Source organism: Pseudomonas sp. yb_9 (genome assembly GCF_043103635.1).
In the GTDB taxonomy this organism is placed as follows: Bacteria; Pseudomonadota; Gammaproteobacteria; order Pseudomonadales; family Pseudomonadaceae; genus Aquipseudomonas; species Aquipseudomonas monteilii.
Genome location: NZ_JBICKA010000007.1, coordinates 133,284 through 158,820, shown reverse-complemented (window position 1 = coordinate 158,820; position 25,537 = coordinate 133,284). Strand labels below are relative to the sequence as shown.

At 62.6% G+C, this 25,537-nt stretch carries 23 protein-coding genes; 6 read left to right on the top strand and 17 right to left on the bottom strand.

Translation table 11 applies throughout. The features are described from left to right. Positions 1-2: 2 nt before the first annotated feature. Positions 3-1,376: an MFS transporter gene (locus tag ACF8MI_RS02275; protein WP_392517353.1), complete on the bottom strand. Its 1,374-nt coding sequence runs from the start codon at positions 1,374-1,376 to the stop codon at positions 3-5. Positions 1,377-1,663: 287 nt separating this feature from the next. Between ACF8MI_RS02275 and quiC the strand changes: the two genes are divergently transcribed. After that, positions 1,664-3,571 (top strand): 3-dehydroshikimate dehydratase QuiC, encoded by a 1,908-nt coding sequence (quiC, locus tag ACF8MI_RS02270; protein WP_060497235.1) that lies wholly within the window; start codon positions 1,664-1,666, stop codon positions 3,569-3,571. Positions 3,572-3,601: 30 nt separating this feature from the next. Here the strand turns inward: quiC and ACF8MI_RS02265 are convergent, their stop codons facing one another. The 3 genes from ACF8MI_RS02265 to ACF8MI_RS02255 all read right to left on the bottom strand — a co-directional run bounded on the left by ACF8MI_RS02265 (position 3,602) and on the right by ACF8MI_RS02255 (position 5,385). Continuing rightward, positions 3,602-4,270: a bifunctional 2-polyprenyl-6-hydroxyphenol methylase/3-demethylubiquinol 3-O-methyltransferase UbiG gene (locus ACF8MI_RS02265; RefSeq protein WP_060497270.1), complete on the bottom strand. Its 669-nt coding sequence runs from the start codon at positions 4,268-4,270 to the stop codon at positions 3,602-3,604. 19 nt (positions 4,271-4,289) lie between these two features. Continuing rightward, positions 4,290-5,153, bottom strand: coding sequence for a sensor domain-containing diguanylate cyclase (locus ACF8MI_RS02260; RefSeq protein WP_060497234.1), 864 nt, complete (start codon positions 5,151-5,153; stop codon positions 4,290-4,292). A gap of 79 nt (positions 5,154-5,232) precedes the next feature. Beyond that, the gene (locus ACF8MI_RS02255; protein ID WP_156342042.1) at positions 5,233-5,385 is read right to left on the bottom strand and encodes a hypothetical protein; all 153 of its coding nucleotides are present in this window, start codon (positions 5,383-5,385) and stop codon (positions 5,233-5,235) included. Here ACF8MI_RS02255 and ACF8MI_RS02250 point away from each other — a divergent pair. Then, complete coding sequence (locus ACF8MI_RS02250) at positions 5,366-5,509, top strand: hypothetical protein (RefSeq protein ID WP_110225574.1); 144 nt, start codon at positions 5,366-5,368, stop codon at positions 5,507-5,509. The two genes, ACF8MI_RS02255 and ACF8MI_RS02250, sit on opposite strands and share 20 nt — an antisense overlap. An 85-nt stretch (positions 5,510-5,594) precedes the next feature. On the opposite strand, the gene ACF8MI_RS02245 is transcribed toward ACF8MI_RS02250, so the two are convergent. The 7 genes from ACF8MI_RS02245 to ACF8MI_RS02215 all read right to left on the bottom strand — a co-directional run bounded on the left by ACF8MI_RS02245 (position 5,595) and on the right by ACF8MI_RS02215 (position 14,485). Further along, positions 5,595-5,891 (bottom strand): chorismate mutase, encoded by a 297-nt coding sequence (locus ACF8MI_RS02245; RefSeq protein ID WP_104834515.1) that lies wholly within the window; start codon positions 5,889-5,891, stop codon positions 5,595-5,597. 188 nt (positions 5,892-6,079) lie between these two features. Further along, positions 6,080-6,865: an ABC transporter ATP-binding protein gene (locus ACF8MI_RS02240; RefSeq protein ID WP_060497232.1), complete on the bottom strand. Its 786-nt coding sequence runs from the start codon at positions 6,863-6,865 to the stop codon at positions 6,080-6,082. Positions 6,866-6,876: 11 nt separating this feature from the next. Beyond that, a complete protein-coding gene (locus ACF8MI_RS02235) occupies positions 6,877-7,632 on the bottom strand; it encodes an ABC transporter permease (protein WP_060497231.1) in 756 nt (251 codons plus the stop codon). A gap of 10 nt (positions 7,633-7,642) precedes the next feature. Next, positions 7,643-8,395: an ABC transporter permease gene (locus tag ACF8MI_RS02230; RefSeq protein ID WP_156867387.1), complete on the bottom strand. Its 753-nt coding sequence runs from the start codon at positions 8,393-8,395 to the stop codon at positions 7,643-7,645. 198 nt (positions 8,396-8,593) lie between these two features. Next, positions 8,594-11,041 carry a TonB-dependent siderophore receptor gene (locus ACF8MI_RS02225; RefSeq protein ID WP_200928443.1) on the bottom strand — a complete coding sequence of 816 codons (2,448 nt, stop codon included), beginning with the start codon at positions 11,039-11,041 and terminating at the stop codon, positions 8,594-8,596. Between the two features lie 59 nt (positions 11,042-11,100). After that, positions 11,101-13,344, bottom strand: a complete 2,244-nt coding sequence (locus tag ACF8MI_RS02220; RefSeq protein WP_104834519.1) for a TonB-dependent receptor — start codon at positions 13,342-13,344, stop codon at positions 11,101-11,103. A gap of 217 nt (positions 13,345-13,561) precedes the next feature. After that, positions 13,562-14,485 (bottom strand): LysR family transcriptional regulator, encoded by a 924-nt coding sequence (locus tag ACF8MI_RS02215; RefSeq protein WP_104834520.1) that lies wholly within the window; start codon positions 14,483-14,485, stop codon positions 13,562-13,564. A 103-nt stretch (positions 14,486-14,588) separates the two neighbouring features. Here ACF8MI_RS02215 and nfsB point away from each other — a divergent pair, with 103 nt between their 5' ends. Further along, entirely contained in the window at positions 14,589-15,242 is a 654-nt protein-coding gene (gene nfsB, locus ACF8MI_RS02210; protein ID WP_060497226.1) for an oxygen-insensitive NAD(P)H nitroreductase, read from the top strand. 60 nt (positions 15,243-15,302) lie between these two features. On the opposite strand, the gene ACF8MI_RS02205 is transcribed toward nfsB, so the two are convergent. Further along, positions 15,303-16,457, bottom strand: a complete 1,155-nt coding sequence (locus tag ACF8MI_RS02205) for a cysteine desulfurase family protein (RefSeq protein WP_164524653.1) — start codon at positions 16,455-16,457, stop codon at positions 15,303-15,305. Between the two features lie 187 nt (positions 16,458-16,644). After that, positions 16,645-17,571 (bottom strand): LysR family transcriptional regulator, encoded by a 927-nt coding sequence (locus ACF8MI_RS02200; RefSeq protein ID WP_060497224.1) that lies wholly within the window; start codon positions 17,569-17,571, stop codon positions 16,645-16,647. Positions 17,572-17,711: 140 nt separating this feature from the next. On the opposite strand from ACF8MI_RS02200, the gene ACF8MI_RS02195 reads away from it, so the two are divergent. The 3 genes from ACF8MI_RS02195 to ACF8MI_RS02185 all read left to right on the top strand — a co-directional run bounded on the left by ACF8MI_RS02195 (position 17,712) and on the right by ACF8MI_RS02185 (position 20,891). Then, the gene (locus ACF8MI_RS02195) at positions 17,712-18,941 is read left to right on the top strand and encodes an acyl-CoA dehydrogenase (protein ID WP_060497222.1); all 1,230 of its coding nucleotides are present in this window, start codon (positions 17,712-17,714) and stop codon (positions 18,939-18,941) included. 167 nt (positions 18,942-19,108) lie between these two features. Next, complete coding sequence (locus ACF8MI_RS02190; RefSeq protein WP_200928442.1) at positions 19,109-20,509, top strand: PAAR domain-containing protein; 1,401 nt, start codon at positions 19,109-19,111, stop codon at positions 20,507-20,509. After that, entirely contained in the window at positions 20,502-20,891 is a 390-nt protein-coding gene (locus tag ACF8MI_RS02185; RefSeq protein ID WP_060497220.1) for a hypothetical protein, read from the top strand. The genes ACF8MI_RS02190 and ACF8MI_RS02185 overlap by 8 nt, the downstream gene beginning before the upstream one ends. A gap of 7 nt (positions 20,892-20,898) precedes the next feature. Here the strand turns inward: ACF8MI_RS02185 and ACF8MI_RS02180 are convergent, their stop codons facing one another. The 4 genes from ACF8MI_RS02180 to ACF8MI_RS02165 all read right to left on the bottom strand — a co-directional run bounded on the left by ACF8MI_RS02180 (position 20,899) and on the right by ACF8MI_RS02165 (position 25,531). After that, a complete protein-coding gene (locus ACF8MI_RS02180) occupies positions 20,899-21,948 on the bottom strand; it encodes a TerC family protein (RefSeq protein WP_060497219.1) in 1,050 nt (349 codons plus the stop codon). 166 nt (positions 21,949-22,114) lie between these two features. Continuing rightward, a complete protein-coding gene (locus tag ACF8MI_RS02175) occupies positions 22,115-23,422 on the bottom strand; it encodes a substrate-binding domain-containing protein (protein WP_104834524.1) in 1,308 nt (435 codons plus the stop codon). A 134-nt stretch (positions 23,423-23,556) separates the two neighbouring features. Beyond that, on the bottom strand, positions 23,557-24,705 hold the full coding sequence (locus ACF8MI_RS02170) for an ABC transporter ATP-binding protein (protein WP_200928441.1): 1,149 nt from the start codon (positions 24,703-24,705) through the stop codon (positions 23,557-23,559). Between the two features lie 19 nt (positions 24,706-24,724). Beyond that, positions 24,725-25,531 carry an ABC transporter permease gene (locus tag ACF8MI_RS02165; RefSeq protein ID WP_392517352.1) on the bottom strand — a complete coding sequence of 269 codons (807 nt, stop codon included), beginning with the start codon at positions 25,529-25,531 and terminating at the stop codon, positions 24,725-24,727. Between the last annotated feature and the right edge of the window lie 6 nt (positions 25,532-25,537).

Here is a 25,537-nt window from a genome sequence, read left to right as displayed (position 1 = left end):
TGTCAGTGGCTCACTGCCTGAAAGCTGCCTTTACGGCTAGCCTCGTAAGCATCCTTTTCCATCGGCTTGGCGTCTGGGTTACCCAGGTCTTCCATCGCCAGGCGATGGGTTTCCGGGGCAATGTAGGCCGCCAGGGCGCACACGCAGGTAATGAAGAACGCCAGGCTACCCACCACCAGCGGGATGTTGTCCGAGCCGGGCGGTGCGACCAGGGCGAACAGCGCTGGCAGCATGGCGGTCAGCATGGTGCCGATGTTCTGTGCGATGGCCATGGCCGAAACGCGGTAGCGGGTGTGGAACAGCTCTGGGTAGAAGCTTGGGAACACCGCGTTGTAACCCTGGTAAACCATGCCCCACATGATGATCGATGCGGCGAACGCCATGGGCACGTTCTGAATGCTGATTGCATACAGGTAGACGAACGCCAGCAGGCCAGAGCCCAGGCAACCGGCGATCATGGTCGGGCGACGGCCGATCTTGTCCGACAGGTTACCCACGAACGGAATCACCAGCACCGCGACGATGTTGCCGACCACCGGGATCCACAGGTACACGCTCTTGTCGAAGCCGATGCCATAGGCTGGCTGCACCGCGTAGGCCGCACCGAAGATGGTGGCCACCACCGGGATCACGTTCATCAGGGCCATGAACATCACCAGCACCATGTGCTTCCAGCTGTGGCGGAAGGCCTCGCTGATGGGCGACTTGGCAACCTTGTCCTGCTTCTCTTCCTTCACGAACGCCGGAGTTTCGTGCACTTCCTTACGGATGATGAAACCGGCAATCAGCACGATGGCGCTCAACAGGAACGGAATGCGCCAGCCCCATTCGGTGAAGGCTTCGTTAGGCATGAAGTAGGCCAGTGGCAGGAACACCGCCGCTGCCAGTACCTGGCCAGCCTGCACGCCTTGCAGGGTAAAGCTGGCGTAATAGCCTCTTCGGCCGAATGGCGCGTGCTCCATGATCATGGAACTGGCACCGGAAATTTCCCCGGCCACGGCAAAGCCCTGGATCAGGCGCAGCACCACCAGCAAGGCCGGGGCGAGGTAACCGATGTCGTGGTAGGTGGGCAGCAGGCCGACGGCCATGGTCGACAGGCCCATCAGGAACATGCACAGCAGCAGGACGTTCTTGCGCCCGCGAGTGTCACCCCAGTGGCCCAGTACGAAGGCGCCGACCGGGCGCGCCAGGTAGCCCACGCCGTACGTGGCCAACGAGGGAATGATGGCCATTTTCGGGTCGGTATTGGGGAAGAAGATCTGCGGGAAAATCAGCGCAGCGGCCTGAGCGTAGATGAAGAAGTCGTAGTACTCGAGTGCCGAGCCTATCCATCCACTGGCGGTCGCTTTTTTGGCTTGCGAGCTGGAGTGAGCCATCGTTGTCTCCGTTGTTATTGTTGTTTGCGCAGGCTCCGCCATACGTTCGCCAAGGCAGGAGGCAGTGGTCGGTGTGCCTGCGTCTGGGTCTCATGTTGACCCTGGGGCTGCGGTCTAGCAATTCGTTAAATTGGGTTTTGTGCGATAATCGAACGCAAAACTAACCATTCCGTACAAAGAGATTGAAGCGGCGACTTTACCTGCGAATAATCGATCGTGCCATAAACTGTGACAGTGGTTTTTACCTGACTGGCACCGTCATTTTCTAACAACAAGGAACTCCCGCCATGCAGCGTTCGATCGCTACCGTGTCCTTGAGCGGCACCCTGCCGGAAAAGCTCGAAGCCATCGCCGCCGCCGGTTTTGACGGCGTCGAGATCTTCGAAAACGACCTGCTCTATTACGCCGGCAGCCCGCGCCAGGTGCGCCAGATGTGCGCTGATCTTGGCATTGCCATTACCCTGTTCCAGCCGTTTCGCGACTTTGAAGGCTGCCGCCGCGACCGCCTGCAGAAAAACCTCGACCGCGCCGAACGCAAGTTCGACCTGATGCAGGAGCTGGGCACCGACCTGGTGCTGGTGTGCAGTAACGTCCAGGCCGATGCCCTGGGCGAAGAACAGTTGCTGGTCGATGACCTGCGCCTGCTGGCCGAGCACGCCGGCAAGCGCGGCCTGCGCATTGGTTACGAAGCGCTGGCCTGGGGCCGCCACGTCAACACCTACCAGCAAGTGTGGAACCTGGTGCGCCAGGCCGACCACTCGGCCCTCGGGGTGATCCTCGACAGTTTCCACACCTTGTCCCTGAAGGGCGACCCCAGCGCGATCCGCGACATCCCCGGCGACAAGATTTTCTTCGTGCAGATGGCCGACGCCCCGATTCTGGCCATGGATGTGCTGGAGTGGAGCCGCCACTTCCGCTGCTTCCCGGGGCAGGGTGAAATGGACATGGCCGGTTTCCTGGCGCCGATCCTTGCCACCGGTTACCGTGGCCCGCTATCGCTGGAAATCTTCAACGACGGCTTCCGCGCTGCGCCGCCACGGCAAAACGCCGCTGATGGCCTGCGCTCGCTGTTGTATCTCGAAGAGCAGACCCGCCTGCGCCTGGAGCAGGAAAACACGCCGATCGAACCTGGCGTGCTGTTCACCCCGCCAGCGGCAAGCACCTATGACGGTGTGGAGTTCCTCGAATTCGCGGTTGACGAAGCCGTTGGCGCGCGTCTGGCCAGCTGGCTGAAACGCCTGGGTTTTGCCGAAGCCGGCAAACACCGCAGCAAAGAAGTGCAGTTGCTGCGCCAGGGCGATATCAACATTGTGTTGAACGCCGAGCCATATTCCTTCGGCCACAACTTCTTCGAGGCCCACGGCCCGTCGCTGTGCGCCACCGCGCTGCGGGTCAAGGACCAGCAAGCAGCTCTGAAGCGCGCGACTGCCTACCGTGGCCAGCCGTTCCGGGGCTTGGTCGGCCCTAACGAATGTGAAGTACCGGCGGTGCGTGCGCCGGATGGCAGCCTGCTCTACCTGGTAGAGCAGGGCACTGCCGGCCAGACCCTGTACGATACCGATTTCAGCCTGGACAAGAACGCCACCGCCACCGGTGGGCTGCGCCGCATCGACCACATGGCCCTGGCCTTGCCGGCCGAGTCGCTGGACAGCTGGGTCCTGTTCTACAAGAGCCTGTTCGATTTCGCCGCTGATGACGAAGTGGTGCTGCCCGACCCGTACGGCCTGGTCAAGAGCCGCGCGCTGCGTAGTCAGTGCGGCACCTTGCGCTTGCCGCTGAACATTTCGGAAAACCGCAACACCGCCATCGCCCATGCGCTGTCCAGCTATCGCGGCTCCGGTGTTCATCACATCGCCTTCGATTGTGACGATATCTTCCGCGAAGTGGCGCGCGCGAAGCTGGCTGGTGTGCCGTTGCTGGAAATCCCGCTGAACTACTACGACGACCTGGCGGCACGCTTCGACTTTGACGACGAGTTCCTCAGCGAGTTGGCGTACTACAACGTGCTGTACGACCGCGATGCCCAGGGCGGCGAGCTGTTCCACGTGTACACCGAACCGTTCGAAGAGCGCTTCTTCTTCGAGATCATCCAGCGCAAGGGTGGCTATGCCGGTTACGGCGCGGCCAACGTTGCGGTGCGCCTGGCGGCCATGGCCAAAGCCCGCAGCGGGGCGGTGCGCAAGCCAGTGCTCTGAAGCTTGAGCTGGGTGGGGGCTTGAGCGCCTTCAAGGGCGCTCAGCCACCATCAATAAGGACTGCGGCACCGCACTCTGCGGGTGCTGCGGCTCCTGCAGGCTGACCAGCCGAAGCCCCGCCATGTCCATTGCATTCAGCCAGCTGGCCAGGGTACGGAAATACCAGGGCATTGGCTGCCAATCCCCGGCAAACCCGGCAAATGACTCCTCCCGCCAACCATCCTGATAGTCCCCGCCCGCCACGCCCCATGGGTGCAGCGTCTGGATCACCAGCGCACCGCCAGGCACCAGTAGGTCGTGCATCGCTACCAGTAGCGGAATGATGTCCTGGTGCAACAACGCAAAATTGGCACAGATCAGGTCATAACCTTTGCCTACGTAAACGTTGGCCTCGGCCAACTGCGCATAGCTGGCCAGGTGCACCTCGGCCGAGCCCGCAGCCCGCGCGGCATCCACCAAGGTTCTGTCGCCGTCGACGCCCACGGCTTCGATCCCGCGATCACCCAGGGCGCGCAGCAGCCAGCCCTCACCGCAGCCCAGGTCCAGCACCCGTTCGGGCTGGCGGCCAAGAATGGCCAGCAGGATCGCCTGGTCGGTGACCTGGCGGCGGCTTTCGATGGCGCCGCTGCGCACGGCGTCAATCCAGGCTTGCGCGTTGTGCTGCCAACTGTCGAGCAAAGCGTCTTCAGGGTTGGGCATGATCATGGTCCTTTCTTGTTCAGCCGGCTGCGGTCCTCTGTCGCTTGACCTGATACATGTTTCCATCAGCGTGCCTCAGCAATAGGTCGGCATCGTGGCCGTCCTCAGGGAAACAGGCTACGCCGATGCTGCAGGACGGCGCGTCGACGCCGGGCAGTTGGACGCCGAGTGGCTCGGCCATGGCTGCCAGGATGTTGGCGACGTGTTCGGCAATCGCCTCCGGCGACGGGTGATCCGTCAGCAGCACGGTAAACTCGTCTCCGCCCATGCGCGCCACGGTGCCGTTTTTACCTACACAGTCTTCCAGGCGCCGTGCCACTATGCACAGTACCCGGTCGCCCACGCTGTGCCCGTGGTTGTCATTGATCTGCTTGAAGTCATTGATATCAATAAACAGCAACGCCAGCCGATGCTCTTGCTGCCGGGCTGTGGCAAGTGCGTTGCCGAGCCGTTCGTTGAACATGGCCCGGTTGGCCAGTCGGGTCAGCGGGTCGTAATGGGCTAGGAAGCGCAGCGCTTCTTCTGCCTGGTGCAGTGCCGTCACATCCCGCGCCACACCGATGCGCGCTTGCGCCTCATCGGACCAGCTGGCTGCCCACAGGATATGCACGATCTCGCCATCCTTGCGCACATAGCGGTTGCGGAAGTCGTAATGGGGCTGCCCGTTCATCACCCTTACAATCGACGCGCGGGTGATGGCCAGGTCGTCCGGGTGCATGTAGTCGGTGATCGGTGTGCCGATCAGCTCGCGGGCCTGGTAGCCCAGCAGCGCTTCGCAGGCATCGCTGACGAAGACAATCTGGTTGTCCCTGTCGACCACGAACACGGTGTCCAGCATCAGGTGGATCAGCCTGGGGTATAGCGCTTGCAGGTCTACGGGCATGGGGCAGGGTGTCCGCGGAGGGGTGACCGATCATAGCCTGACGCCAATAGACCGGCCACCGCTACCGTGTGTGCTCCGATCAATTGCTTACCATCAGTTCCGGCCCCAGGTAATTGTTGATCTGCTCGATGTCGTCATCGCCCAGGCTACCCACCGACGAGGCCAGCCGCAGCCGCGACATCAGGTAGTTCAGCTTCGCTGGCAGCGACACACTGTTCGGTGACGCTGGCAACGACATCCTGTCGGGTGGTAGCGGCAGTGACTACCTCAACGGTGATGTTGGCGACGATACGCTGGTCAGCATTGGCGCCACCGACGCCATCCGCCTGGTAGGGGGGCGGATGCAACCACAGTAACCGCAGCGGACTTCACCTTGGCCAGTTGAGCAGCCCCAGGGTAAGTTGTTGGCTTCAAATACCGGGGCTGCCGCGCAGCCCCGGTTTATTTGCCGGCCAAACCGGCATGCACGCTCAACTCTTCATCGATGAACGCTGCAATCATCGCCCGATAAACCCGCTCCACCACCTCTGGCGAAGCCCCCGTTTCTTCGGCAATTCCTCTCACCTTGGCAATTACTTGCTCGACCCGTGCGGGTGCGCGGACGTCATCGGTGGTCTTTTTGAAAGTAGCCGCCTGGGCTACCAACTGGCCGCGCTGGGCGAGCAGGGCGACCAGGTTCTGATCGATATGATCGATGCGCGTGCGGACATCTTCGATCGATGTGCAGCGTACGTCCATGTGTGAAGCTCCTTAAGGGGTTGCGGCACAGTACCACAGGTGCTGAGGCTCAGAGGTCGTAGCGTAGGTTCAACGTTGCGTGCCTGGGTGCCCCGTAATGCCCATAGTTCCCCGCCAGGCCTGCTCCCAAGCGCCGCCAGTTTCAGCTGCCAGTCATTGGCAAGCCTTGTCTTGCCGTTCACAACCCGTCAATGCCCCACAAGTTCCCCTAGCAAGCGCTGCTTGTACCTCTGCAGTACCTGGCTATCGCGCTGGCGTGGATGGGGCAGGTCTATACGCAGATCCTCACGAATCCGTCCCGGGTGTGCGTCCATCACGATCACCCGGTCACCGAGGTACAGTGCTTCTTCGATATCGTGGGTCACCATGATCACCGTGCAGCGCTCCTGCACCCAGATGCGCTGCAACTCCTGTTGCAGCCGCACCCGGGTCAGTGCATCCAGCGCGCCGAGTGGCTCGTCCAGCAACAGCACTTTGGGCTTGTTCACCAGCGCCCGGGCAATCGCCGCGCGCTGGGCCATACCACCGGAAAGCTGGTGCGGATAGGCTTGCTCGTAACCGCTCAGACCCACCCGTTCGATGTGCTCGGCCACCAATCGATTCTTCTCGGTCGTCGGCAGTGCATGATTTTTCAACGCCAGGGCGATGTTCTGCTGCAGGGTCATCCACGGGAACAGGCGGTGGTCCTGGAACACGATGCCGCGTTCCAGGCCTGGCCCGCGCACGGGTTGCCCATCCAGCAGGATCTGCCCTTGGTAAGCCTGGTCCAAGCCAACGATCAACCGTAGCAGGGTGGATTTGCCGCAGCCGCTGGCGCCGAGAATGCTGACAAACTCGCCGGGGCGGATGTCCAGGTCGATGCCTTGCAACACCGGTACAGCCTTGCCCTTGAGCGTGTACGCCTTGTTCAGGCCGCGAAGGGTCAGTGCGCCGGTGATGGCGCTGGTGGGTAAAGCATGGGCGATGGCGTTCATGGTCGGGCCTTTCAAGAGGTGGTACGCCAGCGCAGCAGGCGGCGGGTGAGGAGGGTGCTCAGCCAGGACATCAGGTAGCCACACAGGCCGATGCACAGCACGCAGACCACAATGATCTCCATGCGCGCCCCGGCTTCGGCGGTCATCATCAAGCTGCCAAGGCCGGCCCCGGCAGACAGGAACAGCTCGCTGCCCACCGAGGTTACCCAGGCGAACGCCAGGGCCTGCAACACCCCGGCGGCGATGCCTGGCAGGGCGGCGGGTAGCAGGATCAGTCGAAGTTGCTGCCAACGGCTGAGCATCAATACCTGCGCGGCTTCACGGTGCTGACCGGCAACCTGGCGCAGGCTCTCGAACGTGTTCAGCACCATCGGGTACAACGCCGCCAGGCTGACAATCAGCAGCTTGGCGCCTTCGCCGTTCCCCAGCCATAACGCAATCAACGGAATCCAACCCAGCATCGGCACCTGGCGCAGGGCGTGGAACAGCGGGGCGATCAGGCGGTTGGCCGGTGCGGACAGGGCCATCAGCGCGCCCAGGCCAACACCGCCGACAATACCGATGGCCAGGCCGCTGCAGGTGCGCAGCAAGCTGGCCCACAGGTTGACCAGCAATTCACCGCTGCCCAGCAACGCGGCCAAGGCCGTGCCCACCTGCGCCAGCGGCACGAAGGCATAGGCGCCGGCGGCGCCCTGGCGCGAGGCGTACTCCCAGGCGCCGAGCAGCAACAGTGGCAATACCAGACCGCGCAATGTTTGCAGTTTCATCACAGCCTCCTCAGCGGCTTTGCCAGGCAGACAAGCGCCGCTCCACACGGCGCAGGGTGAAATCCAGGGTAAAACCGATCAGCCCAGTCAGCACCACGCCGACCATCACCACATCGATACGCAGCATCTGCCTGCCCATCTCGATCATCTGCCCCAGGCCGCTGTCTGCCGCCAGCAGCTCGCAGGCCACCAGCACCACCCAGGCGCGGGTCAGGGCCACGCGAATGCCGGTGACAATGGCCGGTACTGCAGCGGGCAGGGCAATTCGCCCCACCAGCGTCGGCCAGCGCAAGCGGTACACCGCCGCCACTTCGAAATGGCTGCGTGGGATGGCGCGGATGCCTTCACAGGTGGCCAGTGCCACCGGGAAGAACGCGGTCTTGGCAACGATCACTACCTTGAAGGTTTCGTCGACACCAAACATCAGCACGAACATCGGGATCAGGGCGATGCTCGGCACCTGACGCAGGGTGTGGAACAGCGGGGCGCAGTAGGCCTCCACCGTTTTCGACAGGGCCAGCGCCGCACCGAAGCCGAGGCCCGCCAGTGCGCCGCCGGTGAAGCCCAGGGCCAGGCGCGACAGGCTGCCTGCCAGGTGCGCCTGAAGTTCACCTGTGGTCAGCAGGTCGTTGAGGCTCAGCCAGACCTCTTGCGGCGGGACCAGCAGGTTGGCCGGAAACAGCCCGGCATTGGCCACCACGGCCCAGAGCGTGAGCAGTGCCAGGGGGGAGATGAACCAGGAAAGGGTAGAGAGCACGCGCATGGCAAGCCTTGGGAAAACAGAAGGTGTTGGGGGTATCGCAAGAGCTGTGCCAGGCGGCGCAGGCCCCGGAATGCGGGGCTGAGGGAAGAGGATGGTGCTGGAGACGCAGCAGGGTGCTGCTGCAGCAGCAGTCCGTCAGCAGCATCGATGTTGGCTTTCTCGCGGGCTTGCCCGCGAAGAAGCCAACGCGGTTTCAGCCTAGAAGTCGTAACTCACGCTGGTGTAGTAGAACGCTCCCTGCGCCCCCTCCGGGCTGGTGATGGAGTATTTGGGCACGCCATACAACTGCGCACCCTTGAGCTTGTCCGGGTGGCTGTCGAACAGGTTGATCGCGCCCGCCGACACGGTCAAGCCCAGGTCGAAGCGGTACGACACATCCAGGTCGGTTACCCACTGCGGGCTGAAGGTCTGGTCCAGCGTGGGGTTTGCGGCGTTGCGGTTTTTCCACTCGCCATATCGGCGCTGAGCCACGGTGACGCTCCAGTTGTCATACAGCCAGTTGGCGCTGAGCGTGAGCTTGTCCTTGGGCGTGCCATCCTCGATCAGCCCTTGGGTATTGCGGCCGATGATCTGGTTGCCGGGGATGTTGCCCACATCATCCAGCCCGGTGATGCGGGTGTTGTTGCGCGCATAGCCGCCGTTGAAGTCCACGTGCCCCCAGCGGCCCACGTCCAGCTGATAATGGCCCGCCAACTCGAAACCGTCGGTGCGGGTGTCGGCGATGTTGGTATAGAACGCCGCACTCTGGATGTTGGCGTAGGGGGTGCCGGCGAAGATCGGGCCCACCACCGATGCAGGCAACTGGTCGGACAGGGTGATGCGGTTGTCGATGTCGATGCGGTAAGCGTCAAGGGTGACCGAGGCATTGGGCACCGGCCGCCAGACCAGGCCCACGGAGAAGTTGGTCGACTCTTCCGGCTTCAGCGCCTTGCCACCCAGCAAGGCGGCTTCCGGGCTGTCGGCGCGCAGGGTGCGCTGCTGCACCTCGACCCAGTTGCCACTGCCTGGCGGCTGCTCTACTACTTGCACACTGAACGACGACAGCCCGCTCTGCACCAGCGAAGGCGCACGGTAGCCGGTGCTGGCGCTGGCCCGTGCGGCAATCTGCGGGGTGAAGTCGTAGCGCAGCGACAGCTTGCCGTTGGTGGTGTCACCAAAGTCCGAATAATGCTCGCTGCGCACCGCCACACCGGCCTGGAATTTCTCTGTCAGTTGGGCTTCGACGTCGACATAGGCGCCGATCACGCGACGGTCCAGCGACACGGCATCGACCTGGGTGATGCCCGAGTAATAGCCGGGGATGCGTCGGCCAGAGGCCGGGTCAACGGTATTGAACAGGGGGCCGTTGGACCAGCCGGCGGCGTCGCCCTCGGTCAGGTCGTAGTTTTCCTGACGCCAGGCCAGCCCGGCAGACACTATAAGTGGCTTGAACAGCCAGTCGTTGGCAAAGTCGCGGGTCCAGTCCAGGGTCAGGTTGGTCTGGTCGGCTTCGCGGCGGCCGGTGTAGATCGTCGAGGGGCTCGCCGTCCCCCAGCTGGGGTTGATGGCGTTACGGTCGGTGGATTCGACCCGGTTGTCGCCGTAGTTCAAGGCCAGGTCGAAGTTGCCTACGGTTTCGTCTTCAAGACGCAGGCCGCCGGTGACCGCAAAGTCTTCCAGGCCGTAGCGGGTGACCGGCAGGCGGCCGTCGGCGTAGCGCGCCAGGGCCACGCTGCCGTAGTTGCTGCGCAGGGTGGTGGGCGGGTCGAAGAAGTTCTCGGCGTCGGTGTTCTTGTGCGCGTAGGTGGCAAAACCGTAGGCGCTAAGGCCGTCGCTCAAGCCCATTTCGGCGTTGGCGGTGAAGTTGTACTGGTCCGAGACATTGCCCGAGCCCCAACGCCAGTTGCGGTAGCGGTTGTTTTGCTCACGCGCGGTGTCGATGCTGGTAGAGCCGGGGTAGAAGAGGCGGTTGTCGTCGCGGGTGTCGCTGGCCGGGTCCTGGCTGCCGGCGTCGAAGGCCAGGGTCAGGAAGCCGTCGTTGGGCAGGGCGAAACCCTTCCAGCCACTGAGTTTGCGTTGCAGGCCGTCGCCTTTCTTGTAACCGCCGAAGCGGTAGCCGGCGTTGCCACCTTCGTCGCGCGCCTTGAGCACGATGTTGATCACCCCGGCAATGGCATCCGAGCCGTACTGGGCGGCGGCGCCGTCACGCAGGATTTCCACGCGCTCGATGGCCGACAGCGGGATCAGGCTGAGGTCCACCGCTGCCGCGCCACGGGCGTTGACCAAGCCCTGGCGGGTAACGTTGGCGCTGGTGTGGCGGCGTTTGCCGTTGACCAGCACCAGCACCTGGTCCGAAGCAAGGCCGCGCAGCGAGGCACCTTGGGCGATGGAGCCCGCGAAAGCTCCTTGTGGTGATTGCGGGAAGCTGAACGAGGGCGACAGTGCGGTGAGTGCGGCGGACAGGTCACTGGCGCCGGTTTCCTTGAGTTTTTCGCCGCTCAGTACATCGACCGGGGCGGCGCTTTGCAGGGCGGTCACGTCGCTGCGGTGGGTGCCGACCACGACCACGGTGTCGAGGCGGTCGTTGGGTTCGGCGGCGAAGGCGGGCACGGCGAGGCCGGCGATGGCCAGGGCGATGGCGCTGGCCAAGGGGGGGTGGTGGGGCATGGGGTGTTCCTGCTGAATGATGTATTGGCAGTGCCGGCGATAGGGCCCGGAAGGACAACCTAGAATCGGCTGGTAACGCTGAGCCCGACGGTGCGCGGGTCGCCGTAAGTGATCACGTACTGCCCGGCAGTGCCGTTGGGCCGGCCATGCACCTGGTAGCGGCGGTCGGTGAGGTTGTTGACGAAGCCGGTCACGCTCAGCTTGTCGTCGTGGCTGAACCAGCTCAGGCGGGCGTTGGCCAGGGTGTAGTGGGGCTGGCTGAGGGTGGCGTCGGCACTGCTCTGGCGGTCGGCCAGGAAGTACTCCTTGTCACGGAAGCTCACGTCGCCACCGGCCACCAGCTTGCCGCCCACTTCCAGCGGGATGGTGTAGTCGGCGCCCAGCGACACCACGTTACGCGGCGAGCGCACGAAGCTGTTGCCGCTGTAGTCGCCCGTCACCGCGCCGGTGGTAGGGTTGGTGTTCTTGAAGTCTGTGTATTCGGTGTCGAGGAACGACACCGCCGCGCGCAGGTGCAGGCGCTCGGTCGGCTGGCCTTCGATTTCCAGTTCTGCGCCTTTGACCTTGCCCTTGGCGCCGTTGGTCAGTGCGGTGGTGAGCACGCCGTTGTTCACCGTCAGCAGGTTCACCTGGATGTCGGAGTAGTCGTAGTAGAAGAGGTTGGCGTTGACGGTCAGGCGGCGATCGAACCACTCCGACTTCAGCCCCAGCTCGTAGGCGTCCAGCTCTTCCGGGTCGACCGTGGTCAGCTGTGCCAGGCTGGTCGAAAGCCCGGTGTTGAAACCACCCGAGCGGAAACCGTGGGCGTAGCGGAAGAACACCCGCAGGTTGTCATTGATGCGGTACTCGGGGGTGAGGTCGTAGGTCCAGGCTTCCCAGGTCTTGTCTTCCTGGCGGTTACCGTTGGTGCCCACACCGCCCAGCGGTATCAGCGGGCCGCTGGCGGTGGCGCGGGTCAGTTGCACCAGGTCCAGGTCGATGTCTTTCTTCTCCTGGGTCCAGCGCAGGCCGCCGGTGACGCTGAAGTCATCGGTAAAGTCGTAGGTCAGGTTGCCAAACAGCGCGTAGCTGTCGGTGCGGTGGTCGTAACCCAGGTCGCGGAACGCGGTGGTGCCCACCTGGTTCGAACCGGTGCCGTTGGGCGTCGGCCCGGGGGTGACGATGCGTTGCGCCGAGCTGTCCAGGTCTTCATGGAAGTAGTGCGCACCCACCAGCCAGTGCAGCGGGCGGTCTTCCGGCGATGCCAGGCGCAGCTCTTGCGACCACTGGCGGTAGCTGTTGTCGGTGATGGCCGCGCCGTTGACCTCGTAGGGGGTGTAGTCGGCATCGCTGGTGGAGCGGTTGCGGAGGTAGTCGTAGGCGCTGATCGAGGTCAGGGTGTAATCGCCGAGGTACCAGTTGAAGGTCAGCGAGGCGCCATCGTGGTTCAGGCGATAGTCTTCGTTAACGTTCAGCGAGATATCGCGGCCGTGCGGGCGTTCGTAGCCGACGTTGTAGTAGCGGCCAACCGGCAGCGAGCCGTTGCTGCCATCGCCTTTGAACTGGCGGCTGTGCAGTTTGAGCAGGGCGTCCAGGTCGGGGTTGAGCTGGGCCAGAAACTGCAGACGGATGGCTTTCTTGTTCACATCACCGTAGGTGTTGCCGTCGAAGTCGTTGTTCTGAAAACCGTCACGCTCTTCGGAATACAGCGCGACTCGCCCGGCCAGTTTTTCATCGACCAGCGCACCGCCGATGGCACCGGTGACGATACGCTCGTTCTTGCTGCCGAAGCCGACAGTGCCATAGCCGTCGGTGTCGAAGGTGGGCTTCTTCGAGATCACGTTCACTGCGCCGGCCGTGGTGTTCTTGCCATACAGGGTGCCTTGCGGCCCGCGCAGGATTTCGATGCGTTCCAGGTCGAACAGCGGCCCGCCACCGGCGATGGGCGCGTTGAGGTAGACATCGTCCGCGTAGATGCCCACCGGGAATACGGTTGCCGCGCCAGTATCGCCGGTGCCCAGGCCACGGATATACCAACGAGGGCGGCCGTCGCCGTCGGGGTTCTTGGCCGAGGCGTTGGGCACGAAGGTGGTGATGTCGCCCATCGAGCGCACGCCATCGGCAGTGATGCTGGTGCCCTTGATGGCCGACACCGCAACCGGTACTTCCTGCAAGGTCTGCTCTCGGTGCTGAGCGGTGACCGTTACGGTTTCAAGGGCGGGTTCGTTCTTGTTGTCTTCGTTGGCAGCGATGGCCTGGCTGCCGGTGCCGGCCAGCAGCAGCGCAAGGCTGATCTGGCGGGCCAGTGGGTTGAGCGGATGCATGGTGGATCTCCCCGTATGTAAAGCGTTGTTGGGGAGGGCTAGAGCAGGGACTGTGCCATTTTTTTAAGTTATTGATATATATGATTTTTAATGGATTTCTTCGGCGGTGTTGCAGGTTGGGCAGCAGTCGGGTGCTGGGCGGGTGCTGCTGGGGCAGCAGTGGTGGCGTGCAACCTGTTGCAAGCGTTTTTGCGCCCTGCTCGCTGCCTGCTGGCGCTTAGTCCGGGACGATTGTGCAACCGTTGTTCAGTGCGCGAGCGCGCAGGGCCTCGAAGTGGTCGCGCAGGCACAGGTGCAGTTGTGACACCGCAGGCGTGAGTTGTTTGCGGTGTGGGCAAACCAGGGTTACAGGCACGGATTCACCCAGGTATTCGGGCAGGATGATCTGCAGTTCGCCGGCTGCAATATTGGCGCTTACGTCCAGCCACGATTTGTAGACGATGCCTTCACCTTGCAGGGCCAGACGGCGGATGACGTCGGCATCGTCGCTGACCAGCGGCCCGCTGACCTGCACGTTGCGGTTGCCCACCCGCCACTTGTCGTAGACCCGGTTGTGCTGCATGTACAGCAGGCAGGCATGTTCTTGCAGGGCTTCGGGCGTGACCGGGTGGCCGTGGCGGGCCAGGTAATCGGGCGATGCCACCAGCACTCGGCGGTTCCAGCTGGCCAAGGGCAGGGCGATGTAGTTGGCGTCCTGGTTGAGGCCATAGCGGATGGCCACATCCACCGGGTCACGGTTCAGGTCGGCAATCTGGTCGGACAGAAAAAAGCGCAGGTGCAGGGCCGGGTGCTCCCGGCGAAAGGCGCTCAGCCAGGGCAACAGCATGTTGCGGCCCAAGTCGGAAGGCGCCGACACCTGCAGGGTGCCACGCAGGGTGCCAGGGTTGCCATGCAGGTCTTCGCGCCCCTGGCGAAGGCTCTCCAGCACATTCAGGGCGGTCGGCAGGTAGCGCTCGCCTTCGGCGGTAAGGCGCAGGCTACGGGTGGTGCGGGCAAACAGGCGCACATCGAGGTCGCGCTCGAGGCGTTTGATCGCAGCAGCCACTTGCCCCGGCAGCAGACCGGCTTCATGGGCGGCGGCCGTGAAGCTGCCCAGCACGCTGCTGCGCACGAACAGTTCGAGGTCAGTGATGCGCAGCATCTTCACTCCAGGTGTGAAAGTGTTGCTGCATTGTGCCGGTTTTTCTTTGCGGCAGGAAAGATAAGATGCCTGGCAAATCCCCAGTACATTCCGGAGTTGTTGCATGGATACCGTCTCGCTGGCCAAGCGCCGCTACACCACCAAAGCCTACGATGCCTCGCGCCGCATTCCCCAGGCCACTGTCGACGCCCTGCTCGAGCAACTGCGCCACAGCCCGTCCTCGGTCAACTCCCAACCCTGGCACTTCATCGTCGCCGACACAGCCGAAGGCAAGGCCCGCCTGGCCAAGAGCACCACGGAGCGTTTTGCTTACAACACGCCGAAACTGCTCGATGCGTCGCACGTGATTGTGTTCTGCACCCGTACCGAAATGCCCGAGGCGCACCTCAATGCCGTGCTCGAGCAGGAAGCTGCCGATGGCCGTTTCCGCGATGAACAAGCGCGAGCCGCACAGAACCAGAGCCGCCGTCACTACGTCGACCTGCACCGTCATGACCAGAAGGACGTGCAGCACTGGATGGAGAAACAGACCTATCTGGCATTGGGTACTGCATTGCTGGGGGCTGCGGCACATGGCCTGGACGCCACGCCCATCGAGGGCTTCGACAGCAAGGTCCTGGATGCCGAGCTGGGGCTGCGTGAGCGTGGCTTCACCAGCGTGGTGATCCTCAGCCTGGGCTACCGTGCTGAAACGGACTTTAACGCCGGGCTGAACAAGTCACGCTTGCCGGCGTCGCAGGTGTTCACCTTCCTGTGAGTTTACCGGGGCGCTGGGTGCCCCGGTGACGCCGTGCGGCAGGCCGCGCCAGGGCGCGGCTTACCACAACGTTGCAGATGCTGCTGTCAGTACCCGGGCAAACACGTCGATCGCTTTGTCCACTTCGGCCTCGGTGCTGAAGCGCCCGATGCTCAAGCGCACACTGTTGCGTGCCTGGTGCTCGTCCAGCCCCAGCGCCAGCAGCACATGTGAGGCTGCATGGCTGGCCGAGTTGCAGGCCGAGGTGGTCGATAACGCCAACTCGCTGGCCAGCGCCGCACTGTTGAAGCCCTTGCTGTCGATGCACAGGTTCAGGGTATGGGGAATGCGTTGGCTGGCGCATCCGTTCAGGCTGACGCCGGGCAAGGCCAGCAGGCCTTCGCGCAGGCGCTTTGCCAGTTGCTCCAGGTGCTGGTATTCATTGTCGCCGGGCTGGCCGGCCAAGGCAAAAGCGCTGCCCATGCCCGCGATCTGGTGGGTCGCTAGGGTGCCGGAGCGCAGGCCCTGTTCATGGCCGCCGCCGTGCATCTGCGCACGCATCAGCGCACGGGCGCGTGGTCCGACGTACAGCGCGCCGATGCCTTTTGGCCCGTACACCTTGTGTGCCGAAAACGACATCAGGTCCACGGCCATCGTGTTCAGGTTGATGGCCAGCTTGCCCACGGCCTGCGCCGCGTCCACGTGCAGCAAGGCACCGTGGGCACGCACCTGTTCACCAATGGTGGCAAAGTCAGTGACCGTGCCCAGCTCATTGTTGACTGCCATCAACGATACCAGGCGGGTATCGGGGCGCAGTGCGGCCTGTACGCTGGCGGGCTGGATCAGGCCGACGGCATCCGGGGCCAGGCGGGTAACGTCCCAGCCTTGGCGCTCCAGTTCGACCACGGTGTCGAGCACGGCTTTGTGTTCCAGTTGGCTGGTGATCAGGTGCCCAGGCTGGCCGGCGCCTTGAGCAATGCCTTTTAGCGCCAGGTTGTTGGACTCGGTCGCGCCCGAGGTCCAGACCAGGCGCTCGACGTGTGCGCCGACGCGCTCGGCCACTTGCTGGCGGGCTTGCTCAACGGCTCGTCGGGCAGCCTGGCCGAAGGCATGACCACTGGACGCCGGGTTGCCGAAGTTGGCTTGGCTGCCAAGGCTGGCGAGCATGGTTTCGATGACCCGGTCGTCGACTGGAGTGGTGGCGGCGTAATCAAAGTAGAGCGGGGCGCTTGGCATTGAGGCAGGTCCATGTCTGTCGCCGTGAAATCGGCGATTGATGGCGTAAGCGTATCCGCCATCTGAAAGAAATTTTTTACTTCCCACAGTGGATTTTTGAGCGCTGCCACATAGATTTTCTATCTGCTTGTAGATTTGTAGGATTTTTTTCCTCCGTGGTGCCATGAGCGATCCCTCGTGCGCATCTTCAGGCGGGCTCCAAGGCTCTTTCTTCCTCGGCCACCACGCGTTCGCACAGTTCGGTGATTTGCTCACGCATCCAGCGGTTGGCCGGGTCCTGATCGGTGCTTTCATGCCAGTATAGGTGCGTTTCGAGCGCGGGTACTTCCACCGGCAGGGGGTGATAGCGCAGTTGATGGCGGCGGGCGAAGCGCTCGGGCACGGTCATCGCCATGTCGGTTTGCTGCAATACCTGCGAAGCCATCAGGTAGTGCTGCGAGCGCAAGGCCACTTTGCGCTGTACGCCCATCTTGCCCAGCGCCAGGTCGACATAGCCCAGGCCGTTACGGCGGCTGGAGATATGGATGTGGGTCATGCCCAGGTAACTGTCGAGGGTCAGCTTGCTGTCGGCCAGCGGGTGGCCCTGGCGCAAGGCACAGACATAGCGGTCTTGCATCAGTTTGACGTGGCGTACCTGCGGGTCGGTGTTCAGGGGGGCGTCGATGGCGAAGTCCAGGCGGCCGGCGGCGAGCTCCTTGGTGGTTTCGCGGCGCTTGCACAGGAAACTCTCGATCAGCACCGCCGGCGCCAGGCGGCGCAGGCGCTGGAACAGCGGCGGCAGGATTACCGCCTCGGTCAGGTCGGTCATGCTGATGCGGAAGGTCTTGTTGGCTTGTTGCGGGTTGAAGATACGGCTTTCCTGCACCGACGTACGCAACAGTGCCAGTGCGTTGCGCACCGGGCCGATGATGTTCTGTGCCATGGGCGTGGGCACCATGCCCTGCGCGGTGCGCACGAACAGCGGGTCGTTGAAGGTTTCGCGCAACCGCGAAAGGGCGTTGGACACCGCTGGCTGCGTGATACCTACAATCTGCCCGGCGCGGGTCAGGTTGGCTTCGGTATAGATCGCATCGAACACGATGAACAGGTTGAGGTCGACCTTGCTGAGGTTCATGGGCGCCGCTCTTTGTTGGAGTTATTGGCCGATCATATATCGTTTATGAATGTTTATACACGCGGAAAATAGACTAGGTGGATGGGCGCAGGCTGCTCTAGGCTCTGGCCCATGTACTCCGAACCGTGAAGGTAGCCCCGATGGATTTCGCCTATTCGCCCAAGGTCCAGGCACTGCGCGAGCGCGTCACTGCGTTCATGGACGCCTATGTCTACCCCGCCGAAGCGGTGTTCGAGCGCCAGGTCGCCGAGGGCGACCGCTGGCAGCCCACTGCAATCATGGAAGAGCTCAAGGCCAAGGCCCGCGCCGAAGGGCTATGGAACCTGTTCTTGCCTGAATCGGAATACGGCGCCGGCCTGAGCAACCTGGAATACGCCCCGCTGGCGGAAATCATGGGCCGCTCGTTGCTTGGCCCGGAGCCGTTCAACTGCTCGGCGCCGGACACCGGCAACATGGAAGTGCTGGTGCGTTACGGCAGTGAAGCGCAGAAACGCCAATGGCTGGAGCCGCTGCTGCGTGGCGAGATCCGCTCGGCGTTCGCCATGACTGAGCCGGACGTGGCCTCCTCGGACGCCACCAACATGGCCGCCACGGCCGTGCGTGACGGTGACCAGTGGGTGATCAACGGCCGCAAGTGGTGGACCTCCGGCGCCTGCGACCCGCGTTGCAAGGTGATGATCTTCATGGGCCTCTCCGACCCCGAAGGGCCGCGCCACCAGCAGCACTCGATGGTACTGGTACCCACCGATGCGCCCGGTGTGAAGATCGTCCGCCCGCTGCCGGTGTTCGGCTATGACGATGCTCCCCACGGTCACGCCGAAGTGCGCTTCGAAAACGTGCGGGTGCCGTATGAAAACGTGATTCTCGGTGAGGGCCGCGGTTTCGAGATTGCCCAGGGTCGCCTTGGCCCTGGCCGTATCCACCACTGCATGCGTTCGATCGGCATGGCCGAACGTGCATTGGAACTGATGTGCAAGCGCTCGGTGGAGCGCACCGCCTTTGGCCGGCCGTTGGCACGGCTGGGTGGCAACGTCGACAAGATTGCCGACTCGCGTATGGAGATCGACATGGCCCGGCTGCTGACGCTGAAAGCGGCTTACATGATGGACACTGTCGGCAACAAAGTGGCCCGCAGCGAGATCGCGCAGATCAAGGTGGTGGCGCCGAACGTGGCCTTGAAAGTGATTGACCGGGCGATCCAGATACATGGCGGGGCAGGGGTGAGCGGCGATTTCCCACTGGCCTACATGTACGCCATGCAACGCACCCTGCGCCTGGCTGACGGGCCGGATGAAGTGCACCGGGCGGCAATTGGCAAGTATGAGATTGGCAAATATGTGCCAGTGGAGATGTTGCGTAGCGGGCGGTAATGGCTTCGTCAGCGGCTATTTACCTGTTCGCGGGCGTGCTCGTGAACAGGGACTTTAAGCAAAGCTCGGGTAATCTGTAGGACGCTTCTGATTCTCTGCTCCAAGCGCTTGAAACCGCCTTGCGGGTGCTAGGTTTCGAACCTCAGCCACGCAAAGGGAGCTTATAGATGCGCGTCAGTCTAGAGGGAAAAGGTCAGGCAGTTGACGGCGATATCACCACAACTGGAGCCGTTTGTATTGCGACAGGGGCCGGCTATCTGGACGAAGGCCGAATGGTGCTCCGTGAAGGCGACCAGACCACGCCATGCCCTCTTTGTGGGCAGGTGGGAATGGTCGCCGAAGGTGTGGACCACTTCATTTCCGATGGACAGCGCGTGGCCATGGATGGTGCGTTGGTTGTCTGTGGCTGTTCGCCGGGCAGCAATCGGGTGGTCGCACCGCTGTATCAAGCACCGCCACCCATGCAGCCCCTAGCAGGGCTTGCCAATGCTCACTTTTCCGAGCCGTCAAACGCGGTCTACTCGGAGCGTTTCTCCCAACCTGTAATAGGTGCACTGCCCGGTACGCTGGAGCCTGGCTTCTATGTGGTTCCCCGGCGCATGTCGTTCCCCGAGGTGCTGCTGCAATTGGCCGAGCATGATGCCACGTTACCGATTTCCCGGTTGCAGCGGCTCAATCCGACGTTTGAGCAAGGCTTCAAGGCAGGGGAAATCTTCGTGATCGGTGACCCTGACAATGGAAATGCCTGCACGCACGAAGAGGGAGAACTGATGGCCGCAGCGCAGCATGCGCGGCGTGCGCTGGAAGTGCTCGACTACACCGAAGCGGATTTCATGATGCAGCACCAGGCCGAGATCGCCGGTTTGCTCAGCGATGCCAGCCTGTCCATGGGCGTGGGTAAGGACATGCTGGATCAAGGCTTGAAACAGGTCAGTCATACATTGACGAGTATCGAGCAACTGCACCAGCGGGAGTTCATGCGCCACGGCCACCTGAACAGCCCAGGCTTCTTCCCCGAACGGCGGCGCCTTCTGCAGCAACTGGATGGACAGCTGAAAACAGCATTTTTGAACAAGCAACTGAACCTTGGAAATTATGAGCGCTTGAGGAAAAGCTTGAATATCTCGACCAAGAGCCTCGTGCATCATTGGTCGAAAGCGGGTGGGCCGGGGCAGATTCCCGGGTATGCAACGCATCTGGGTAAGGTGGCGAAGCTTAGCAACTACCTCAAATATGGCGGACATGCCGCAGTAGGGTTGGGCGGCGCTTCGTCTTACTTGAACGTGCAGGAGGTGTGTCAGGCCGGCGAAACTGGAGCTTGCAAGAAGGTTCGTTTTACCGAGGCGAGTAGCTTCGCAGGTGGTCTCGGGGGAGGCATGCTTGGCGCTTGGGGAGGTGGTGCTGCTGCAACCGCTCTATGCGGTGTTTTCGCTCTTGGTACTGGTGGACTTGGCGTTCCGGTATGCGGGATCGTCATCGTTGGCGCCAGCTCTGCAGCAGGCTCTATTGGCCTTGGAACATTCGGAGAGAAGGCGGGAGAGGTGCTTTATGAGGTGATAGATGATTGACTTCGAAAGTTGGCCGCCGCTGCTTAAACTAGCGTTCCTGATTGTTCCGTTTGTCACTGGGCTTTCAGGTCTTGCTATAAATGTGCGAATTGCAATGTCCCGTGATTTTCAAGTCGCCCTGTCAGCTATCACAAGTAACCCCTATCTGGAGCAGATGAAGCCCGTTTGGGGGGGAGGAAGCCTGAGGTCTCGCTGTCTGCTAATGAGCGCGGTGAGCGCTTTGGTCACGTTTCCTAGATTACATCTGCATATGGGCTGGCTGGATGAAGAGGAACTTAAGCATTTTCCGCTGTACTTGAAACGAAAAATGGCTATGGCGCTATGGCTGATATTCATCGCGCTGCTTTGGTCGTTGATGGGTTACTTTATGATTAAAAAGTAAGACGGGATCAGACCCGCAATTGCGGGTCTTCATCCTTGTGCCCATTTGAAGCGTCTCCTGGCTGGGAAGTCTGTACAGCCACCTTCTGCCCCCGCGTCTTCACCAACGAAACCACCACCCCACCCAGCAGCAACCCGAACGTCACCCCCAACGACAGCAACGCCGGCACCTTGCCCACCATGCCGTGGTAGAAAATCTTGCAGCCAATAAAGATCAACACCAACGCCAGTGCGTACTTGAGGTAAACGAACCTGTGCATCAGCGCCGACAGCGCGAAGTACAGCGAGCGCAGCCCAAGGATGGCGAAGATGTTGGAGGTATAGACAATGAACGGGTCCTGGGTAATGGCGAAGATCGCCGGCACGCTGTCGACGGCAAACACCAGGTCGGCCAGTTCGATCAGCACCAGCGCCAGAAACAACGGGGTGGCATAGCGCAGGGCTTTACTGTGCCCAGGCGGGGTCTTGCGCACGAAGAAGTGCGAGCCGTGGATCTGGTCGGTAACCCGCATGTGCCGGCGTACGAACTTGATGATCGGGTTGTTGGCCAGGTCCGGGTGGCTGTCTTCTTTTGACAGCGCCATCTTTACCCCGGTGAACAGCAGGAAGGCGCCGAACAGGTACAGCACCCAGGCAAAGTTCTGCACCAGCGCCGCGCCCACGCCGATCATGATCGCCCGCAGGAACACCACCCCCAGGATGCCCCAGAACAGTACACGGTGCTGGTAGCGGCGGGGGATGGCGAAGTAGCTGAAGATCATCGCCATGACGAACACGTTGTCCATCGACAGCGACTGCTCGACCAGGAAGCCGGTGTAGAACTCCAGCGCCGACTGTGCGCCTAGCTGATACCAAACCCCGGCGCCGAACAGTACACCGACGCTGAAATAGCCCGAATACAGCAGCAGGCTTTCGCGCATTTCGATTTCGCGGTCGTGGCGGTGCAGCACGCCCAGGTCGAGCACCAGCAAACCGATGACGATGGCCATGAATACCAACCACAACCAGGCGCTGGTACCGAGGACGGGGGTGGTGAGGAATGCCTGCAGAGCTGTCATGAGCCCCTCCTTGAATGTCGACGTTGCAAGGCAACAGTGATCCGACATGGCGGCTTGGCAGCCGTCAGAGGGGCCCGGTATCACATGAACTTGAGCCTAGACCCGTTTGCCATGGATGCCGAACGGGGAGCTGTTACATTTCTTTGCCAGGGCCGTAATCACGCCTTCAATACACCCACACCTCTACCCGACGGTTACGCAGGCGCCCTTGCTCCAGTTCATTGCCGGCCACTGGCAGTTCATCGCCCATGCCCGTTACCTCAAGCACCTCCACACCACCGCGTGCCAGCTCGCGGCGCACGGCCTGGGCGCGCAGGCGCGAAAGCAGCGCAGCGCGCCCGGGGGTTTCCTTGGGGTCGCCAAACCCTACCAGCACGGCCTTGCTCTGCAACTTGCCGGCCTGTCGCAGGTATTCGACCACCCGCTGCACATCGCGCAGGGCCTTGTTGTCGAGGCTGGCGCTGCCTTCCTGAAAGCGGAAGTTTACGCTCAGCCGCTGCGCTTGCTGGGCCAGGGTGCGATAGCGTGGCGGCATATCGGCCAGGGGCGGAACAGGCTGGGCCTTGATCTGCTGCGACACGAAACCCTGCTGGGCAACGATCGCCTGGCCAGCCGGGCTTTGGGCGAAATCGGCCAAGGCCTTGGCCTGAGGCTTGGGGTTAGCTGGCAGGTAGAAGTACAGGCGCCGTGACAGCGGGTAGTCTTCGCTGGCCACCAGCGCGCGCTCTGGCAACATGGCCGGTGCGTCGCCTTCGGCCACCGCCAGCACCTTGGCACCGTGCACTGCGGCCAGGCTACTGAAGCCGATGGCCTGACGGTCGGTGGCGACTTGAGAAGCCAGCTCGTCGCTGGACTCGAAGCGCCGCGCCTTGGCTGATAGTTCGTCGTGCAGGGGCTCCAGCACAAGCGCCTTGAACGTCTCGTAGGTGCCGGAGCGGTCGTCACGGGCATAGAGGTGGATGGCGCCGTCAGCAATGCCCAACTGTTCCCAGCGCTGGATCTGCCCGGAAAAAACCTGCGCCAGTTGCTGGGTGGTCAGTTGAGGCAGCGGGTTGTCGGGGTGGACGATGACCGCCACGCCGTCCAGGCCGATGACTTGTTCGGCGCTGGCAGCGCGCAGGTCGCCCAGAGCGCGCAATTGATGCACTTCGCTGTCGTTGATCGGCCGCGAGGCGGCCGCCAGGTCGGCATCGCCACGGCCGAGGGCGACAAAGCCGGTGCTGGACCCGTGAGCGGCAACATCGATGCGTACCGGCTGGCCATGATCGTCCTGCGCGGTGATGACGGTCTCGTTGGCGACGTTGCCCGGTTGCTGGTGGATGGCGGTGGCTTGCTGCGCACGCAATTGCCCCTGAACCAGTGCCGGCAGCAAGGCGGCGCCGATGGTGTTGGAGCCTTGGACGCGCAGGTGAGCGGGCTCGGCCAGGGTCGCTAGCGGTAGCAGGGTGAGCAGCAAGACAAGCAGGCGCAGCATGCCGGGTGGCCTATGGCATAGAGTTGGCCCGCAGATTACGACAGTGACGTGATGATTATGTGACAGTGCTTAGGGGTTGAATCTAAGACCTGGTAGACCGCGTTATTGGGGCCGCAAAGCGGCCCCCCGCGATCTCAATGTGCCCCGGCCGACTTGCTCAAATCACTTTCGGCCCACTCGGTATAGATACATGCATCCGCCACCGCCCAGCGCACTTTCACGCTGTCGCCAGGTTGCATAGGCATACCCGCAGCCGACAGCGCTTTCACCGTCAACTCAGTGCCACCCGCCATTACCACATGGCAGGTCTGGCTCTCACCCAGGAACAGCACTTCGCCAACCTTGGCACTGACTTCGTTCCAGCCCGGCGGCAGCGGCTCGCGTGCAGCCTGTTCGGCTGTGAGGGCCAGGGCTTTTTCCGGGCGTACCATGATCAGGGCATCCTGCGAGGCGGTAAGGCCCGGCGTCAGGCGAATGGCCACCGGCTGGCCCTCGAAACTGCCCGCGCCGTTGCTGCTGGCCTTGATCCGCAGGAAGTTGGAGTTGCCCAGGAACGACGCGACAAAGGCATTCGGCGGGTTCTGGTACAGGTCGTAACCGGTGCCCAGGCCGACGATTTTGCCGTGGCTGAAGATGGCGATGCGCTGGGACAGGCGCATGGCTTCTTCCTGGTCGTGGGTGACGTAGACGATGGTGATACCCAGCCGGCGGTGCAACTGGCGCAGCTCGTCCTGCAGGTCTTCGCGCAGCTTTTTGTCCAGCGCACCGAGCGGTTCATCCATCAACAGGATGCGTGGCTCGTACACCAGCGCTCGGGCAATGGCCACACGCTGTTGCTGGCCACCGGACATCTGCGAAGGCTTGCGGTGGGCGAACTTCTCCAGCTGCACCAGCTTGAGCATGGCATCGACGCGTTTGGCGGTTTCGGCAGCGTTGAGCTTGCGAATGGCCAGCGGGAAGGCAATGTTGTCGCGCACGTTCAGGTGCGGGAACAGCGAGTAGCGCTGGAACACCATGCCGATATCACGCTTGTGCGGCGGCACGTTCACCAGCGACTGGCCATCGACCAGGATCTCGCCGCTGCTGGGCGTTTCGAAGCCGGCCAGCATCGACAGGGTGGTGGATTTGCCCGAGCCGCTTGAGCCGAGGAAAGTCAGGAATTCGCCGTCCTGGATTTCCAGGTCGAGGTTGTCCACGGCGGTGAAATCGCCGTAGTGCTTGTTCAGGCCGCGCAGGCTGATCAGGGTTTTGCCTGGCGCGTTGTCTTTGATTACTGCACTCATTGTTGTTTTCTCCGCGCGCTCAGGCGTTTGTTTCGGTGCGCCGGCGCAAGGCGGCGGCAATGAACATCACAAGCAGCGACAAGCCGATCAGCAGGGTCGAGGCCACGGCGATGACCGGGCTGAGGTCCTGGCGCAGGGTGGTCCACATCTTCACTGGCAGTGTCTGCAGGTCGGGGCTGGCCATCATCACACTCAGCACCACTTCATCCCACGACACCAGGAAGGCGAACAGGCCGCCGGCGATCATCCCCGGGCGAATGGCCGGGAAGGTGACCTTGAAGATGGCCTGCAGGCGCGAAGCACCGCAGATCACCGCGGCATCCTCGATCGATTGGTCGAACAGTTTCAGCGAGTTGATGATCGAGATGATGGTGAAGGGCAGGGCAACGATCACATGGCTGACCACGAAGGCGAACAGCGTGCCGGTGTAGCCGAGCTTGAGGAACAGGGCGTATACCGCGGCGATGATCACCAGTGGCACGATCATCGGCATGGTGAACAGCCCGTACAGCAGCTCGCGGCCCGGGAAGCGGCCACGCACCAGGGCGAATGCGCTGGGCAGGCCCAGCAGCACGGCGGCAATGGTGGTGAGCACGGCCACCTTGAGGCTGGCCAGCGCGGCGTCCATCCACTCCGGGTTGGAGAAGAACTGGCCGTACCACTTGAAGGTCCAGCCCGGTGGCGGGAACACCAGCCACTGGGACGAGCCGAACGACAGCAACACGATGAACACCACCGGCAGCAGCAGGAAGGCCGCAATGACCCCGGTGGTCAGGTACAGGCCCGTGCGCAGCGGGCGGCCCATGGCATTGGGAGACAGGAGCATGGCGGT